19 protein-coding genes are annotated in these 17,888 nt (G+C 26.5%); 16 read left to right on the forward strand and 3 right to left on the reverse strand.

Annotation, left to right across the window (positions count from 1 at the left end):
• The first annotated feature begins 251 nt into the window (after window positions 1-251).
• The 6 genes from OW729_RS15055 (at window position 252) to OW729_RS15080 (ending at window position 5,181) form a co-directional block, all read left to right on the forward strand.
• The gene (locus OW729_RS15055) at window positions 252-653 is read left to right on the forward strand and encodes a MarR family winged helix-turn-helix transcriptional regulator (RefSeq protein WP_268062377.1); all 402 of its coding nucleotides are present in this window, start codon (window positions 252-254) and stop codon (window positions 651-653) included.
• A 57-nt stretch (window positions 654-710) separates the two neighbouring features.
• Entirely contained in the window at window positions 711-1,496 is a 786-nt protein-coding gene (locus tag OW729_RS15060) for an amidohydrolase family protein (protein ID WP_268062378.1), read from the forward strand.
• A 20-nt stretch (window positions 1,497-1,516) separates the two neighbouring features.
• Window positions 1,517-1,663, forward strand: a complete 147-nt coding sequence (locus tag OW729_RS15065; protein WP_268062379.1) for a hypothetical protein — start codon at window positions 1,517-1,519, stop codon at window positions 1,661-1,663.
• Between the two features lie 71 nt (window positions 1,664-1,734).
• A complete protein-coding gene (locus OW729_RS15070) occupies window positions 1,735-1,911 on the forward strand; it encodes a hypothetical protein (RefSeq protein ID WP_268062380.1) in 177 nt (58 codons plus the stop codon).
• Between the two features lie 184 nt (window positions 1,912-2,095).
• Window positions 2,096-3,262: a polysaccharide deacetylase family protein gene (locus OW729_RS15075; RefSeq protein WP_268062381.1), complete on the forward strand. Its 1,167-nt coding sequence runs from the start codon at window positions 2,096-2,098 to the stop codon at window positions 3,260-3,262.
• Between the two features lie 164 nt (window positions 3,263-3,426).
• Entirely contained in the window at window positions 3,427-5,181 is a 1,755-nt protein-coding gene (locus tag OW729_RS15080) for a DUF4153 domain-containing protein (RefSeq protein ID WP_268062382.1), read from the forward strand.
• 136 nt (window positions 5,182-5,317) lie between these two features.
• Here the strand turns inward: OW729_RS15080 and OW729_RS15085 are convergent, their stop codons facing one another.
• Window positions 5,318-5,893: a class I SAM-dependent methyltransferase gene (locus OW729_RS15085; RefSeq protein ID WP_268062383.1), complete on the reverse strand. Its 576-nt coding sequence runs from the start codon at window positions 5,891-5,893 to the stop codon at window positions 5,318-5,320.
• Between the two features lie 237 nt (window positions 5,894-6,130).
• Between OW729_RS15085 and OW729_RS15090 the strand changes: the two genes are divergently transcribed.
• Window positions 6,131-8,329 carry a DNA topoisomerase III gene (locus OW729_RS15090; RefSeq protein ID WP_268062462.1) on the forward strand — a complete coding sequence of 733 codons (2,199 nt, stop codon included), beginning with the start codon at window positions 6,131-6,133 and terminating at the stop codon, window positions 8,327-8,329.
• Window positions 8,330-8,628: 299 nt separating this feature from the next.
• Window positions 8,629-8,781: an LDCC motif putative metal-binding protein gene (locus OW729_RS15095; RefSeq protein ID WP_268062384.1), complete on the forward strand. Its 153-nt coding sequence runs from the start codon at window positions 8,629-8,631 to the stop codon at window positions 8,779-8,781.
• Between the two features lie 321 nt (window positions 8,782-9,102).
• Here OW729_RS15095 and OW729_RS15100 read toward each other — a convergent pair whose 3' ends face one another.
• Entirely contained in the window at window positions 9,103-9,450 is a 348-nt protein-coding gene (locus OW729_RS15100; protein WP_268062385.1) for a four-helix bundle copper-binding protein, read from the reverse strand.
• 492 nt (window positions 9,451-9,942) lie between these two features.
• Between OW729_RS15100 and OW729_RS15105 the strand changes: the two genes are divergently transcribed.
• The 4 genes from OW729_RS15105 (at window position 9,943) to OW729_RS15120 (ending at window position 13,828) form a co-directional block, all read left to right on the forward strand.
• Window positions 9,943-10,125, forward strand: a complete 183-nt coding sequence (locus OW729_RS15105; RefSeq protein WP_268062386.1) for a hypothetical protein — start codon at window positions 9,943-9,945, stop codon at window positions 10,123-10,125.
• Window positions 10,055-11,398 carry a magnesium transporter gene (gene mgtE, locus OW729_RS15110; protein WP_407647692.1) on the forward strand — a complete coding sequence of 448 codons (1,344 nt, stop codon included), beginning with the start codon at window positions 10,055-10,057 and terminating at the stop codon, window positions 11,396-11,398. Before OW729_RS15105 ends, mgtE begins: the two co-directional genes overlap by 71 nt.
• A gap of 125 nt (window positions 11,399-11,523) precedes the next feature.
• The gene (pdaA, locus tag OW729_RS15115; RefSeq protein WP_268062388.1) at window positions 11,524-12,492 is read left to right on the forward strand and encodes a delta-lactam-biosynthetic de-N-acetylase; all 969 of its coding nucleotides are present in this window, start codon (window positions 11,524-11,526) and stop codon (window positions 12,490-12,492) included.
• A gap of 91 nt (window positions 12,493-12,583) precedes the next feature.
• The gene (locus OW729_RS15120) at window positions 12,584-13,828 is read left to right on the forward strand and encodes a ComEC/Rec2 family competence protein (RefSeq protein WP_268062389.1); all 1,245 of its coding nucleotides are present in this window, start codon (window positions 12,584-12,586) and stop codon (window positions 13,826-13,828) included.
• 41 nt (window positions 13,829-13,869) lie between these two features.
• Here OW729_RS15120 and OW729_RS15125 read toward each other — a convergent pair whose 3' ends face one another.
• On the reverse strand, window positions 13,870-14,385 hold the full coding sequence (locus OW729_RS15125) for a class I SAM-dependent methyltransferase (RefSeq protein ID WP_268062463.1): 516 nt from the start codon (window positions 14,383-14,385) through the stop codon (window positions 13,870-13,872).
• A gap of 443 nt (window positions 14,386-14,828) precedes the next feature.
• Between OW729_RS15125 and OW729_RS15130 the strand changes: the two genes are divergently transcribed.
• From OW729_RS15130 to spoIIIAB, 4 genes are all read left to right on the forward strand, one after another.
• Entirely contained in the window at window positions 14,829-15,422 is a 594-nt protein-coding gene (locus tag OW729_RS15130; RefSeq protein ID WP_268062390.1) for a superoxide dismutase, read from the forward strand.
• Between the two features lie 24 nt (window positions 15,423-15,446).
• Window positions 15,447-16,031 (forward strand): rubrerythrin, encoded by a 585-nt coding sequence (rbr, locus tag OW729_RS15135; RefSeq protein ID WP_268062391.1) that lies wholly within the window; start codon window positions 15,447-15,449, stop codon window positions 16,029-16,031.
• A 405-nt stretch (window positions 16,032-16,436) separates the two neighbouring features.
• Window positions 16,437-17,363 carry a stage III sporulation protein AA gene (gene spoIIIAA, locus OW729_RS15140; RefSeq protein ID WP_268062392.1) on the forward strand — a complete coding sequence of 309 codons (927 nt, stop codon included), beginning with the start codon at window positions 16,437-16,439 and terminating at the stop codon, window positions 17,361-17,363.
• Between the two features lies 1 nt (window position 17,364).
• The gene (gene spoIIIAB, locus OW729_RS15145; RefSeq protein WP_268062393.1) at window positions 17,365-17,886 is read left to right on the forward strand and encodes a stage III sporulation protein SpoIIIAB; all 522 of its coding nucleotides are present in this window, start codon (window positions 17,365-17,367) and stop codon (window positions 17,884-17,886) included.
• Window positions 17,887-17,888: the final 2 nt, after the last annotated feature.

A 17,888-nucleotide genomic window follows, 5' to 3' on the forward strand; every position in this document is an offset into this window, starting at 1 on the left:
ATTCTTAAAGCAACCTTTCTCAGTATGTCCACCTCATTTCAAGTTATGAGGTTTATTGTATACTAAAATTTATATTTGGGACATAATCACATGTGTTATATTAAGACATTATCATATATCAATCAGAAAAGAAAAAAGACCTATTTTATTTTAATTGACAAAATATAAAATATGCCTTATTATAAATATAATTCATATATGAAGTAATTTAGAGGTGAAATATGTCAAAAGAATTATTACGTGATATTTACATGAAAATTCGCCATATTAATGATGTTTCAGTTGAAAATTTTGTTCATTCAACCTCTGGATATAGTGCTACAGGAGTTCAGTTCGGGGTTCTAAGGAACATTCCACTTGAAGGAAGCATTACTATGTCTGAATTAACGAATAAAGTAAAGTGTGTTGCAAGTAATATGACAACAATAATAAGAAGAATGGAAAAGCAAGAGCTTGTTGGCACTTTTAAGAATCCAGTAGATAAACGACAGACATTGGTGTCACTAACTCAAAAAGGAATTGATGTTAGAGAGACTATGGAGAGTGTATATCAAAAATTTTTAATTGATATGTATAGTGTTCTGGAAGAGGAAGAACAGAAAACATTATATTGTTTACTTGCGAAGATAGAAGAAAGCCTTAATAAAGAATAAGGTTTTTCTTTTAATAAAATACTTCATATATGAAATATTTATAAGGAGTGATACTAAATGATAATTGATAGCCATGCACATGTTATATTGCCAGTTAAAAAACATATTTCTTTAATGGATGAAGCCGGAGTTGATAAAACTATATTGTTTTCTACTTCTATACATCCGGAAGTTACTAATAGTTTAGGTGAATTTGAAAAGGAACTAAATAAGTTATACGAAATCATTTCTGGTAGAAAAAATTCTATTGAAACAAAAATAGCTTCAATCAAGGAACAAAAGGAGATTATTGATAAATATCCATCAAAATTTTATGGCTTTGGTAGTGTGCCAGTAGGTTTAGATTATGAAAAAACTGCTTCATGGATAGAAGAATATGTAATTAAAAATAGATTTATTGGTCTTGGAGAATTTTCAGTAGCTACAGGTAAAGTAAGAAGTTTAGAAACTGTATTTCAAGCTTCACATGATTTTTCTAACTTACCAATTTGGATTCATGCATTTTGGCCTTTGAATTCAGATGATATAAAGGAAATATTTAATTTAGCTCAGCAGTATCCTGATGTACCTGTAATAATAGGACATTTGGGTGGCGTTAATTGGCTTGATGTAATTAAAAGGACAAAAGGAACTAAAAATGTATATATTGATTTATCAGCTTCTTATACTACTGTAGCTTTAAGTATGACAATTAAAGAACTTCCTGAAAAATGTTTGTTTAGTTCAGATATTCCTTATGGAGATTTAATAGTATCCAAATTTTCAATAGAAAGGGTTTGTAAAGATAAAGGAGTTATAGAGCAAGTTTTAGGTGGAAATGTAGCAAAACTTTTAAAAATATGATAAGAAAAGGTGAAATTTAAGTGAGCATTGTATGTATTGAAGATAGCTTAACATTTGTTTATGGACTTAAAAAAACAGATATATGGGTAAGTGTATTATCTGTAAGAATAAAAATGAATTCATTTTCAATAAATAAAATAGTATGCTATAATATTTGCTGTAAATAATAAGTTTGGACAAAGGTACATAAATGATTTAATTTTTACTAATAATATTTCATTTAGAAAGGTGCAGAGTTATGAAAACATTAAAAAAATATAATCCTTTAATAATTTTTTTATTAGGGTTGATTTTAGTTTTATTATCCATAAAATTTGAAAGCAATTCAACAATTTATAGAATGCTTACTTGGAGTGGTTTTGTATTTGGAATAATAGGTGGATTTAAACTTATGGGATTAAGTTATAAAAAATAAATTTTTTATGTAAGAGCATCTACAAACGGATGCTCTTATTATTTGTAAATAGGATCACTTAAAAATGAATAATATTAAAAAGAAAAATAATATTAATTGTTAAACAATTGTAACTTATATATACAAATTTTCTTGTATTATTATGGTGCTAGAAGTATAATATGCAAATTTTGAGGTGATAGAATTGAATAAAAAAGTTATTGCAGGTATAATCTTTACATTTGTTTTTATTGGTTCTATATTTTTAGGGTTTAATCTTGGAAAACAGGATGCAAAATTAGTACATAGTAGTAAAGTTGTACAAACAAATAGTGATAAAAAAACACAAAGAATAGGGGGAAATGGGGAAATATCAACACAAAAAAATATCAAAAAAAAGCCATGGAAAGGATCTATTGAAAATATATTTTTTCATCCATTAATCTCAAATCCTGAAGTAGCCTTTAATGGAGATAAAAGAAGTAATAATTTTGACGATTGGTTTATAACTGTAGGAGAATTTAATAAAATTTTAAAGTCTATCTATGATAAAGATTATATTTTAGTAAATATAAAAGATGTCTATGAAGAATATGAACAAAATGGACAAAAGAGAATGAGAAGAAAGGAATTACTTATTCCAGAGGGGAAAAAACCAATTATTATGTCAGTAGACGATTTGTCTTATAATGATGGAATGAGAGGAGGAACCAGTGATAAAATTATATTAGATTCAAAGGGAGATATAGCAACTTTCACCAAGGGTGATAATGAAGAAGAAAAAATATCAAAGGATAATGAAATTATACCTATAATAGAAGGGTTTATAAAAATTCATCCTGAATTTAGTTTAAATGGAGCTAGACCTACTATAGCTTTAACGGGTTATCAAGGAATATTAGGTTATTCTACTGATCTTAGTTCTAAAAATTATGAATCAGAAAGAAAGGAAGCTAAAAAAGTAGTTGATAAACTAAAAAAGCTTGGATGGAGTTTTGCTTCACATTCTTATGGGCATAATAATACACAAAAAATGCCTTTAGACAAATTTAAAATAGACACAGATAAGTGGGAAAGAGAAGTGGCTTCTCTGATTGGACAAACCCCTATATATGTATATCCTCATGGTTTTAGTGTAAAGTCATCAGATTCTAAATTAAAATATCTTCAGTCTAAAGGATTTAAAATATTTTATTCTGTTGGGAAAGAACCTTATGAACAAATATTGAAAGACAGTTGTGGTGTATTGGCTGATAGAATGGCTGTAGATGGTATAACATTAAGAAAGAGAAGAGAAAGATTTATGAAATTTTATGATTCTAAAGATATTATAGACTTAAGTGTAAGACCCAAAAGAGAAGTTGGATTTTAAAATTTAACCTTAAATATTAATTTATAAAATAAAATATAAGTATTTGTATAATAAAGTATCTATTAATAGTAGATACTTTATTATATATAAGAAGAGTTGCTAATTTATATTTCAATTCTGAGTTTTTAATTATTTAGTTCATCAATTTAGGAAGGTGATGAAAAATGAAATTTAAGTCAGTAGCAAAAAACAATTTAAAAGGAATTTACAATAGTATTAAAAGATTTCCCTTAACTATAGGCTTCTCTACGATGTTAACAATAATGCTTATAATTATGTCTGAAAAACAAAATTTTTTAAGTAATGTTACAATGAATAACCTAAGACGTATTAATATGACTATAGCCCTTGGAATACCTCTATCTTTATGTATAAAACTTATAATTGAAAAAAAAGAAGAATTAAAAAAAGAGTTTAAAGGTATTTTATATATATTAGATGGGATAATTTTAGTATTTTATTATACTTTCTTTCTTAAAGAATTTAATATGGTGAGTATAACAAGATACATGGGAGTTAGTTTGTTTTTGTATATATCTTTTATGTATATACTATGGATAGGAAATAAAGACTATTATGAATTATATGTTATAAAAGTAATCTCGAAATTTTTTCTTACAATTATATATTCTTTTGTATTGTTTTTGGGAATTTCAGCTATAGTTTTTTCTATAGATAAGCTTTTTTATATACACATACCAGGAAAAATTTATTATTATATGTTTTTGTTTACGGCGTTAGTCTTTGCTTTATCTTTGTTTTTAGGAAAATTACCTTTTAAAAAAGATGAATTTAAAGTATCTAATTACCCAAAAGCCTTTAAAATACTCATTTTATATATAGTAATACCTTTAATTTCAGTTTATACAATCATATTATATGTATACTTTGCAAAAGTTGTAATTACAATGAAATGGCCTATAGGTATTGTATCTCATCTGGTGTTATGGTATTCGTTAATAAGTGTAGGGGTAATTTTCTTTATATATCCAATAAACAATGAAAGCATCTTAGCCCGAAGTTTCGCACTATGGTTTCCTAAAATTATATTACCTCTTATGGCAATGATGTTCTGTTCAATAGGAATTAGAATAAAAGCTTATGGGATAACGGAAAAAAGGTATTTTGTAGTTGTACTTGGAATATGGATATTAGGAATTATGATCTATTTTTCTATTAATAATAAAAAACTTAAAAATATAGTTATTCCTATATCTCTTTCTATAATAGTATTAAATTCAGTATTAGGTCCGTTTAGTAGTTATTCTTTATCTAAATACAGTCAAAATAAAAGGTTAGAAAAAATTTTATTAAGAAACAATATGTTAAAAGACAAAAAGAATATAAATTCTAATAAGAATGTTTCTGAAAATGATAAAACTCAAATAAGTATGATACTCAAATATTTTAAGAATAATCATAGTCTAGAAAATGTAAAGTATCTTCCTGATAAATTTAATATTAATGATATGAAGAATGTATTTGGATTTAAATTTACGAGTGTAGGTACTGGTATAGGTAATGATTATATATACTACAATAGCAATAGCTTTCAGAAACCTGTAAATGTTAATGGCTATGACTATTTATTTAACATAATGAGTTTGAATAATGAAACAAAAGTCAATGACTTAATCAAAATAATATACAATAGGGATACATTTTCTTTTGAAGTTTTTTATGAGAAAAATAAGGTTTATAGTAAAAGGTTAGATGAATATGCAAATTTAGTTTATAATAAATATAAAGAACAGATAGGATTAGACTCAGTACCAAGTGAAGATATGACTTTTATGGATGAAAATAATAAAGTAAAAATTAAAGTCATTTTTAATCATATAGGTGTAACAAAAAATGTTTCATCAGAAACAATTATTGTAAAAGATATGGACTTTTATATTCTTTTAAAAATGAAATAAATATAAATAGTAGGTACTATAAGGAATTAATAATATGTAGTACCTATTTATTTATGTATATGATTTATTGTAGAAATTTTTAATATTCAGATAAATCTAAAAATCCCACATAAATTTTAGAAATCCGTTTAAGTTACTAAGACAGCTTATCGCAAGAAAGTACATAAGCTGGAGGAAGGTTTTTCATAACTCTACTAGTTTCTATATTAAAAAAGAACTTATTTATAAAATCTTTTTTTAATAAGGTATATTGAAATGTTATAAATTTTCCATTTTCTTTTAACAATTCATTAGATTTTTTTAGTATATTTATAGAAGTAGCTTTTTCAAGGCTAGCAAAAGGTAATCCAGATACAATGTAATCTATTTTATAAACTTCATATTTATTCAAATGAATATCTATTTTTTCTGCAGAATCGTTTATTATATAAACATCCTCTATATGACCATATTTTTCTTTCAATATGTTATAAAATTTTAAGTTATATTCGATTACAAAAAGTTTAGTGCCTTTTCTTTTTCGATTTACTAATTCTTCTGTAAAAACTCCTGTCCCAGGACCATATTCAACTATGTTTTTTGCAGTTTGAAAGTCTATATTTTCTACCATTTTGTATGCTAATTTTTTGGAACTTGGTGATATTGCGCCTATTACTTTCCAATTTAAAATGTATTCTTTTATAAAGCATATTTTTTCTATAAAATTTCCCATAATATTCCCCCTAATAAGCGATTATATTTTATTTATGTTTATAATAATACAAGATAATTATTAAAATAAAAAATGCAAATTTCTTAATTATTTCTTAATTTTCTATAAATTATCAGTTATATAATAATAGGAATAGAGTTAACTAGATATAAGAAGTTAGCATAAAATTAGTATTTAGTGTATACTATTTTAAAGTTGTTAAATATACACTATAGGACGATGAAAGGACAAAAATATATGGGAAAAGTTTTAGTATTAGCAGAAAAGCCATCAGTGGGAAGGGACTTAGCAAAAGTTTTAAATTGCAAAGAAAAAAGAAATGGTTATATGGAAGGAAAAGAATATATTGTTACATGGGCTTTAGGACATTTAGTAACTCTTGCAGATCCTGAAGTATACGATGATAGATATAAGCAATGGAAAATAGAAGATTTGCCTATGCTTCCTGAAAAAATGAAGCTTGTTGTAATTAAAAAGTCTGGAAAACAATTCAACGTAGTTAAGGATTTAATGAAAAGAAATGATGTTAGTGAAATAGTGATTGCAACAGATGCGGGAAGAGAAGGTGAATTGGTAGCTAGATGGATAATTGACAAAGCAAGAGTAAAAAAACCACTTAAAAGACTTTGGATTTCTTCACAAACAGATAAGGCTATTAAAGAAGGTTTTAGAAATTTAAGACCTTCATCAAAGTACGATAATTTATATAAGGCAGCACAATGTAGAGCAGAAGCTGACTGGGTTGTAGGCTTAAATATTACAAGAGCTCTTACTTGTAAGCATAATGCTCAATTAACAGCAGGTAGAGTACAGTCAGCAACGCTTGCTATGATAGTTAATCGTGAAGAAGAAATAAAAAATTTTAAACCACGAGATTATTTTGTAATAAATGCAAAGACTAAAGGTTTTACACTTCAATGGAGAGATAAAAACAATAATAGTAATATTTTTGAAGAGGATAAGGCAAATAAAATTCTTTTAAAAACAAAGAATAAAGAAGGAAATGTAGTTGAAGTTAATGAAAGTGCTAAAAAGCAATTTGCCCCTGCATTATATGATTTAACAGAGCTACAAAGAGATGCCAATAGAATTTTTGGATATTCAGCTAAACAAACATTGTCTATAATGCAAAGACTATACGAAAATTACAAGATATTAACTTATCCTAGAACAGATTCTAGATATATCTCTACTGATATAGTAGCTACATTACCAGAACGACTAAGAGCTATTTCAATAGGTAGTTATAAAACTTGTGCCACAGAAATACTAAATAGTAAGATAAATGCTCATAAGGGTTTTGTAGATAATAGTAAGGTAAGTGACCATCATGCAATAATTCCAACAGAAGAAAGAGGGAAAATATCTCTTTTAAGTAATGAAGAAAAACATATTTATGATTTAGTAGTTAAAAGATTTCTAGCTGTTATGTTACCACCATATGAATATTTACAAACTACTATAAAAGTAAGTATTAATGATGAGATTTTTGTTGCAAAGGGAAATGTAATAAAATCAAAAGGCTGGAAAAAGGTATACGATAGAGTTGATGATTTAGCAGAGGATGAGGATGAAAGAAATAGTCAAGTGTTACCCATAATTAAAAAAGGTGATAAATTAAGCATAACATCAGTAGAAAGTAAGAAGCTTAAAACAAAAGCACCAGCAAGATTTAATGAAGGTACTTTATTATCAGCAATGGAGAAACCTCAAAAATATGTAGCTGTAGATAAGGTTTCTGCTAAAACATTAGGAGAAACTGGTGGCATAGGAACCGTTGCTACAAGAGCTGATATTATCGAAAAACTATTTAATATGTTCTATATAGAAAAGAACGGAAAAGAAATATTACCTACATCAAAAGGAAAGCAGCTTATAGAGTTTGTGCCAGAGGAATTGAAATCACCGTTAATGACTGCTAAATGGGAGCTTGAGCTAGAACTTATAAGCAAAGGCAAGAAAAATCCAAGAAATTTTACAGAGGAAATGAAAAAATATGCAACTGAATTAGTTCAAGATGTTAAGAAAAGCAGCGATAAGTTTAAGCATGACAATCTTACCGGCAAAAAATGCCCTAAATGTGGCAAGTATATGCTAGAAGTTAAAAGTAAGCATGGAGTAATGAATGTATGTCAGGATAGAGAGTGTGGCCATAGAGAAAATATAAGTAAATTTACTAATGCAAGATGCCCGGAGTGTAAAAAAAGGTTAGAGCTTAGGGGACATGGGGAAGGTCAAATTTACGTTTGTACAAATACAAATTGCAACTTTAGACAAAAAGCATCATCATTTAATAAGAGATTTAATAATAAGAATGATAAAATAAATAAAAGAGAAGTTCAAAATTACATGAATAAAATGAAAAGAGAAGCAGAAAAAGATATAAACAATCCATTTGGAGAATTAATGGCTATGTTTAATAATGATAAAAAGTAAAAAGTATAAAAGTTTTCTCTAAAATAATAAGATTATATAACTATTAAAAGAGTTATAAGATAAGGAGATGGACTATAAAGTCTATCTTTTTTATTTCTAATTCTTTTATTAAAAAGATAAATATTTTCTCCAATTATAACAGGTTTTCATACAATCTTCATAACAATTAGTTATTATAAGTTTAAAGAAATAAGTATTTTATTTAAATTTAAGTATCTATTAGTATAACGATAGAACAAATATTATTATAATTAATTACTTTGTAATAGATAAAACAATTATTGAGGGGGAAATATATTATGAAAAACTTTATAAAAGAATATTTTAAAAACAGCGTAAAGAAAATTGTAAAAGAAAATGAAAAATCATTTGGAAATGGAAAGCTAGATTGTTGTAACTTAAATACATCTAAAAAGCCAATACCCAAAACAAGTAAAGAAAAAGGTGTGTAAATTTTGTAGTATGGTTTTAAAAGACAAAATAATAAAAAGAAGTCTAGATAAAAAATAGACTTCTTTTTATTAAGTAAGGATGAATGTAGATTTTTTAGAAATCATATTTACCAAAGACTATTAATCAATTTAAGGATGGATATTGATTAATTTTCTATATGAACATTATATCATTGAGATATGTAGAAAATGTGAAGAAACTAATAAAAAAATATATATTTTCAATAAAACAAAATTTCAGATTTTATAGAGAAAATAATTAATTTGAAAACAAAAAAACAGTCAGTAATAGTAAAATTACCAACTGTTTTTACAGACTGTTTACATAGTAGACATTCTTCTACATTCATCTGCACATGTACGGCATTCTTGTGCACATTTTTTACAATGTTCATCTGTAAACATTTCACATTCTTTAGCACATGAATCACAAGCAGTAGCACACATTTTACAATGTTCTTTTGCAAATTGCCCATTCATAGACATAATGCTTGCTGACATTTCACACATCTTTGCACATTCAATGAGCATTTTCACACAACTTCTTCTATTATTTAAATCAGGTTCATTAATACATGCCTCAAAACATTCATAACATGCTTGAGTACATCTATTACATTCATCGATACATTTTTGATAATTGTTTACAGTCATAGTTGCTATACCCATTCAAAACACTCCTTTTATTTTGATTCTTCACACGAAATTTAGTATATGAAAAATGATCTATTTCTATACAAATGAAATTAATAACTATAATAGTTTTTTATCAGGAAGATGTGTTTTAAAAAGAGCTATAAATCATATTAGCACTAATCCTTTTTTTCATTTAACTAGTATTATTGAACAAAGGTTAGGGTGAATATTTTTTCTAATATTATCCATATTTAAAGAACCTTTATTATCTACAGCTTATATTAAATCAAGTAACTCTTTATCACATACAATTCCATAAGTTACAGGATTGTTATGGGATTTTTTATAAAAAGTATAATCAATTATTAATCTTATATCATATGATAAAGTATGATACTATTTGTCATAATATTATTCTTATGTTAATATTTAAATATGGTAAAAACTTAGAATTCCTCTTAAATAGTGGGATCTAAGTTTATTTAAGCTTTCTCTACAAAATATCTTTTAAAGAAGGTGATAGTTATGGATAGTGGTCCTAGTCCGAATATAGACAAGTATTATAAAAATAAAATAAAAAACACCATAACTATCAAAGATATGGTGTTAGTGGGAGCTGAGTTAAATGAAAAAGGATTTGGAAAATATAGTATATCTTATCAAAGAAAAAAGATATACAGAAGTAAGAAAAACAATAATAAATTTTAACTCTGTACACATTGGGGAATTAATTGAAGAATTAATTGAAGAGTTAGATGTTTCAGAAGCAATACTAGTTTTTAGAATGTTACCAAAAAATTTAGCGGCCGAAGTCTTTAATTATATTAGTAGTGAATCACAAGAAAAAATAATATCTTCTATTACAGATAAGGAATTAGAATACATAATAGAAGAAATATATTTTGATGATATGATTGACTTATTGGAAGAAATGCCGGCCCATGTAGTAAAAAAGATTCTTAAGTACTCTAATGTAGAGGAAAGAAAGCTTATAAATGAATTTTTGAATTATCCTGATTATTCAGCAGGAAGTTTAATGACTATAGAGTATGTAGATCTAAAAAAAGATATGACAGTGGAAGAGGCTTTACGTCATATAAAAGATACTGGATTAAATAAAGAAACTATTTATACATGTTATGTAACAGGTAAAAGAAGAAAATTAGATGGAATAATATCTTTAAGAAAGCTTATACTTAGTGATTACGATATAAAGATTAAAGACATTATGAAAAAAGATATAGTTCATGTAAATACTAATGAGGATCAAGAAGAAGTAGCTAGAGTATTTAGAAAATATGATTTAATTTCGTTACCAGTAGTTGATTTAGAAAATAGGCTTACAGGAATTATTACTATAGATGATGTAGTAGATGTTATTGATCAAGAAAATACAGAGGATTTCCAGAGAATGGCTGCTATTTCCCCTTCAGAAGAAGAATATTTAAATACTGGAGTTTGGACTTTAGCTAAAAATAGATTAGTTTGGCTCATTATTCTTATGGTATCTGCTACTTTTACTGGACATATAATAAAAAAATTTGAAGATGTACTTCAATCTGTAGTAATATTAACTGCATTCATTCCTATGCTTATGGATACAGGCGGTAATGCAGGATCACAATCAGCAACTTTAGTTATTAGAAGCATTGCTCTAGGAGAAATTAAAGTTAAAGATACATTAAAAGTAATTTGGAAAGAATTAAGAGTAAGCTTAATTGTTGGAATAAGTTTATCTTTTATAAATTTTCTAAGGATATATTTTATAGAAAAAGTATCTTTATATATATCAGTTACTGTATGTATAACTTTACTTTTCACAGTAGTTTTAGCTAAAATTGTAGGGGCAGTTCTTCCTATAATAGCTAAAAAGCTAAAACTTGATCCAGCTATAATGGCAAGCCCATTAATAACAACTATAGTTGATGCCGCTTCTCTTATGGTGTATTTTTCCATTGCAAGAGCTATATTACACATATAAAGTAATAAAATGTCATAACTTTGTAATGTAATTAATCTATAAATATTTTAAAATAATAATAAAATCGAAAGATAGTTTATATAAAAAACATTGTAAAAGAAAAATTATAATAAGAAGGTGACATAATGAAAAGCAAGTTTCTTATAGGACTAATTTCTTTAGGATTAGCTTTGGCACTAATGGGATGTGCCAATAAAGAAAAAGAGACTGGAGAGGTTAAAAATAATAAATCTGTGCAATCACAGAATATACCCACCAAAAGTGAGAAGAATAATGATAGAACTGTACAAGCAACAGAAAAGGATGAGAAAAAACAAGGATTAAATAAAAATAAACAAGCAAACGAAAATGAAGTAAAAACTGCTAAAAAAGAAGAAAAGGTTGATACAAGTAAGTTTAATATGAAGGATAGAGAGTGGTTTTTTATTCCTAATGATAAAGGCATACAGCCAGAAGAACCAAAAGAAGTTTTATCTATAATAAAAAATAAAGATGCTTATTATGTAGGTAAATCTGATGAAAAGGCATTATATTTGACTTTTGATGAAGGATATGAAAATGGGTATACTCCTAAAATATTAGATACTTTAAAGAAAAATAAAGTAAAAGCTATGTTTTTCGTAACAGAACCATATATTAAGCAAAATAAAGATTTAGTTAAAAGAATGGTTCAAGAAGGGCATTTAGTGGGAAATCACTCAAAAAGTCATCTTTCAATGGCTAAATTAGCTAAAACTAATAAGGAAAAATTTAATAATGAGATTTTATCTACTGAAAAGACCTTTGAGCAAATTACAGGAAGAAAGATGGACAAATTTTTTAGACCTCCAATGGGAGCATATAACGAGCTTTCATTATATAATACACAAAAGCTTGGATATAAAACTATTTTTTGGAGTTTTGCATATAAAGATTATGAGCCTGAAAAACAGCCTTCTAATGAATATGCTAAAAATTTAATTTTAAAAAGAACTCATAATGGGGGGATTATGCTTTTACATGCAATATCTAAGACTAATACAGAGATATTAGAATCTTTAATAAATGAATGGAAAAATAGAGGATATACTTTTAAAACGTTGGATACGATTTAAGAATTATTGAAAAAATTTAAAAATAATATAAAAAACAGTAATTTAAAAATGAAATTATATATTTAGATGATTTAATTTAAGGAGTACGAGTATGGCAAATAACAAGAAAAGACTTTTAAATTTAATTACAATATTTATTTTTATAATCTCTTTAGTTGGATGTAATTCCAATAGTAAAAACAGTTCAAAAAAGGTTGAAGAAAAACAAGGTATTGTGACACAAGATACTTCTAATAAAAAGAATGGAGATTTATCATATTCAGATAAAAATTCTACAAATATAAGTGGTAAGCTAAAAGTACATTATATTAATGTAGGACAAGCAGATAGTATTTTAATTCAACAAGATTCACATAATATGCTAATAGATGCAGGAAATAATGCTGACTCAAATTTAGTGGTAAATTATCTTAAAAAGCAAGGAATATCTAAGCTGGATTATGTCATAGGAACTCATCCTCATGAGGATCATATAGGAGGATTAGATGTAGTAATTAAGACTTTCAATATAGATAAAATATTGATGCCTAAAATCAGTACTACAACCAAAACATTTAAAGATGTTATAACAGCGGTACAAAATAAAAACATGAAAGTAACAGCACCAAAAGTGGGAGATAACTATAAGTTAGGTGGAGCCACCTGGAGTATATTAGCACCCAATAATTCAAGTTATCAAGATTTAAATAACTATAGTATTGTAATAAAAATGAAGTATGGTAATAACTCATTTATATTTACTGGAGATGCGGAATCTATAAGTGAAGGAGAAATTTTAAAAAAACAACTTGATATTAAGGCAGATGTTTTGAAAGTTGGACATCATGGAAGCCATTCATCAACTACAGATGCTTTCTTAGCTAAAGTTAATCCTAAATATGCAGTAATTATGTGTGAAAAAGGAAATGACTATGGACATCCACATAAGGAAACTATGATTAAGTTACAAAATAAAAAAATCACTACATATAGAACTGATGAATGTGGAACTGTAGTAGCTACTAGTGATGGAACTAAAATAACTTTTGATAAAAAACCTGGAACATATAATTACAATGGAAACAGTAATACAACTAAAAACACTAGTGAGAAAACTAAAAAAACAGATACCTATTCTACAAGCAAAAATAATAAATCTAACAGGATTTTAGCTACAGGAAATAGTTCATCTCAAATACCTCAAACTAAAGGGGTTGGAGTTTATATAACTAATACAGGTAAAAAATATCATGTAAATGGATGCTCATCTTTAAAGAAAAGTAAAATATCTATAAGTTTAGAAAAGGCTAAATCTCAAGGATATGGACCTTGTGGTAATTGCCACCCACCACAATAATAAAAATACTACCCTTATTAAGGGTAGTATTTTTATTATTGTTATAGTTTAATTCCATCAATAAAGTACATTTCTTCATTGTCAATCATTGTACCTACTTTAAAATATTTTGACATAATTTTAAAGGTGATTTCAATTGGAGAAAGAATATCGTTTTTAATAGTATGACTACGAAAATGAACAGAATTAATCTTTTCTTTACTTTCAGAATGAGCAATAACTATTTTCCCATTTTTATTTAGTAAATTTGAAATTTGTTTGAAAAGAATATCTTTATTTTTGAAATGTGGATATACAGAGTAGAGAATGGCAAAATCATAGCCATTTTCTTTAAAGTTAAGTATATCTTCATTTATAAATGATATTCTATTGTCCTTATATTTTGATTTGGCAATAGCTATCATATTCTCTGAAATATCTATGGCTGCTATTTTTTGAGGATTTGTATCTAAAAGATATTCTAACATAACACCTGTGCCTGTACCGATATCAATTATTTTACATTTATTTTGAATGTTTGCTAATTTTACAATTTTTTTTAAATTTTTCAGGTTGATGATGAGAAATGTCATCCCATTGAAAAGCAAGTTTATTAAAAAAATCTCTATTATCCATTCACATTAACTCCATCTTTTTTTAATAAATACGTAAATATCTAATGATTTTATTTTACCAAAATTTTACTATAAAGGCAAGAATGCTTTTTAGATTAGATAAGTTTTCTATGTTCTATTAAAAATAATTAATTGTCTGAATTTTGACAAAATAAACACTAAACAGTATTTTTGATTATATTATTTATAAACATATATTATCAACAAATAAAAATAAATAACAAACAATTTAAAAATGTTGACAATAATTATCTAATGTTATAGAATTTAAGTAATCTAAATTATACAATAAAACTTAAAATTTGGTTAATAAATATAATTTATTTTTGTTTAATTTGTTAATACTATTAATAATATAAATTTAATGATAGAAAGGGGACATTAAAATGAGTCATACTTTACCTAAATTACCTTATGATTATAATGCATTAGAGCCATATTACGATGAGGAAACAGTAAAACTTCATCATGACATCCATCATAAAGGATATGTTGATGGACTTAATAGTGCAGAAACTAAACTCAAAGAGGCAAGAGAAATAGGTGATTTTTCATTAGTAAAGCATTGGGAAAAAGAATTGGCATTTCATGGTAGTGGACATATATTACACACAATTTTTTGGGAGAATATGAAACCTAATGGAGGAGGAAATCCAACAGGTGAAGTTGCACAGAAAATAAATGAATTCTTTGGAAGTTTTGAAAGCTTTAAAGAACAGTTTACTAAAGCTGCAGCCGCTGTTGAAGGCTCAGGATGGTGTGCTCTTGTATGGAATAGAATGTTTAATAAATTAGAAATTTTACAAATTGAAAAACATCAAAATTTGACACAATGGGGAAGTATACCAATACTTGTTGTTGATGTATGGGAACACGCATATTATTTGAAATATCAAAATAGAAGACCAGAGTTTATTAATAATTGGTGGAATCTTATAAATTGGGATGATGTAAATAAAAAACTTAGTGAAGCAAAATAGTTTATAGGGTGAGGAGTGGTGAAATTGAAAACATTGAAAGGAACTAAAACTGCTGAGAACTTAATGAAAGCTTTTGCAGGAGAATGTCAAGCAAGAACAAAGTATACTTATTATTCATCAACAGCCAAAAAAGAAGGATATGTTCAAATAGCCAATATTTTTATGGAAACAGCAGAAAATGAAAAAGAACATGCAAAACGTTTTCTAAAGTTTTTAAATAATGATATGCAGAATGATGGGGTAGAAATAACTGCCTGTTATGGAGCTGGACTTGGAACTACAGTAGAAAATCTAAAATATGCAGCAAATGGAGAACATGAGGAATGGTCAGAGCTTTATCCTCACTTTGCAGAAGTAGCAAAAAAAGAGGGCTTTGATGAAATTGCACAAGCCTTTTATAATATAAGCAAGGTTGAAAAAAGACATGAAGAAAGATATAAAAAACTTTTAGAAAATATAGAAAATGATCAAGTGTTTAAGAAAGATGAAGTGATTTTATGGAAATGTTCTAATTGTGGATATATTTATGAAGGTAAAGAAGCTCCTAAAGTTTGTCCATCCTGTATTCATCCTCAGGGCTATTTTGAAGTTTTTGTTGAAAATTATTAAGAATATTTTTAATATTATATTAGTCTTAGATATGATTATATTTAGTGAACAAGACATAGTTATCAGTTAAAAAGTAAAAACGCAAAGATAATATCTATGTAATGTTTACTGTGAACTAAAATAAGTTGTCGGATAATTTTGTAATTATAAATCATCTGACAACTTATTTTTTATGTCTATTTTAAAAATATAAATACTATCTTTAAAATTCTTCATAAGTAGCTTAATACTATCTTTAAAAATTAGAATAATTTTAGAAACTATATAAATTAAGAGAGGAAATGATTTCTTAATTTATATAGTTTTTTTATTAAATTTTATATTTTAATAATTTATATTTATGTTATTTGGAATAATTTCATCAGAATATAAATAAAAATTTAATAAGAAGGGAGGAGGAAAAAAATGAATACTAAAGATGTTTTTTATATTTTACCACAAAGTATAAGAGAACAATTAGAGAATATAAATGGAATAGAAAATATGCAAGAGATAAGAATTAAAATAAAAATGCCTCTGCAGTATTACCTTGGAAAGAAAGAGGTTATTACTAAATATATTATAACAGAAGAGGATGTGAGAATTATTCTTCAACGAATGAGTAATTACTCTATTTACGCTTTTGAAGAAGAAATAAAGAATGGATATATAACAATAAAAGGTGGTCATAGAGTAGGTATTTGTGGGTCTTGTGTAATGGAAGGAGATAAGGTAAAAACAATAAAAAATATAGCATCATTAAACATTAGAATATGTAGGCAAATTATAGGATGTTCTAATGAAATAATTCCTTCAATAGTGGAGGAAGATAAAGTTTTAAATACTATAGTTATATCTCCACCTAAATGCGGCAAAACCACTCTGATAAGAGATATAACAAAGAATTTATCTAATGGAATGAGAATGAACAATGGTATGAGGTTATCAGGTAAAAAAATATGTGTAATAGATGAAAGAAGTGAAATTGCTGGATGCAGTAATGGTGTACCTCAAATGGATGTAGGCATAAGGACTGATGTATTAGACAGTTGTTTGAAAAGTGAAGGTATTATGATGGCAGTAAGAAGTATGTCTCCAGATGTTATTGTTTGTGATGAAATAGGAACTTATAAGGATATAGAAAGTATACTTACAGCATTGAATTCAGGGGTAAACCTAATAACTACAATACATGGGTTTGGAATTGAAGATTTATATATGCGAGGAGTTTTTAAAGATATATTAGATAATAATGTTTTTAAAAGAGCGATCGTTCTTAGTGATTCTAAAGAGGTAGGAAAAATAAAGTATATCTATGATTTTGATAAAAAAGATAAACTTTGGAGGAGATGAAATGGCTTTAAAAACATTAGGATGTATTTTTATACTAGGAGGATGTACTTTAATAGGATTTATCTTAGGAGAAAATTTAAAGAATAGGCTTTTACAATTAAAAGAAATTGAACAAGCCCTTTACGTATTACAAAACAAAATTGTATATACAAGAACATCATTACCAGAAATATTTTTCCATGTAGGTGAAAAATGTAATAAACCAATAAGTTATATATTTTGTCAGGTCTCGAAACTTTTAAGTGATAATAAGGTAGATAGTGTATATGAGGGGTTTGAAAAGAGTTTTCAAGGTAATTGTGACTTAATTAGTTTAAAAAAAGAAGATATAAATGTACTTATGGACATGGCTAGAACCCTAGGAGAATCTGATATAGAAGGTCAAAGAAGTATAATGAATCTAACTATTAACAACATAAAAAAGCAAATAAAAGATGCTGATAGTATTATGCAAAAAAATACAAAAATGTATAGATATCTTGGCTTTTCATTTGGAGCCATATTAGTAATTATGATTTTATAGGG

The sequence above is a fragment of the Clostridium brassicae genome (genome assembly GCF_026738875.1).
Lineage (GTDB): Bacteria > Bacillota > Clostridia > Clostridiales > Clostridiaceae > Clostridium_H > Clostridium_H brassicae.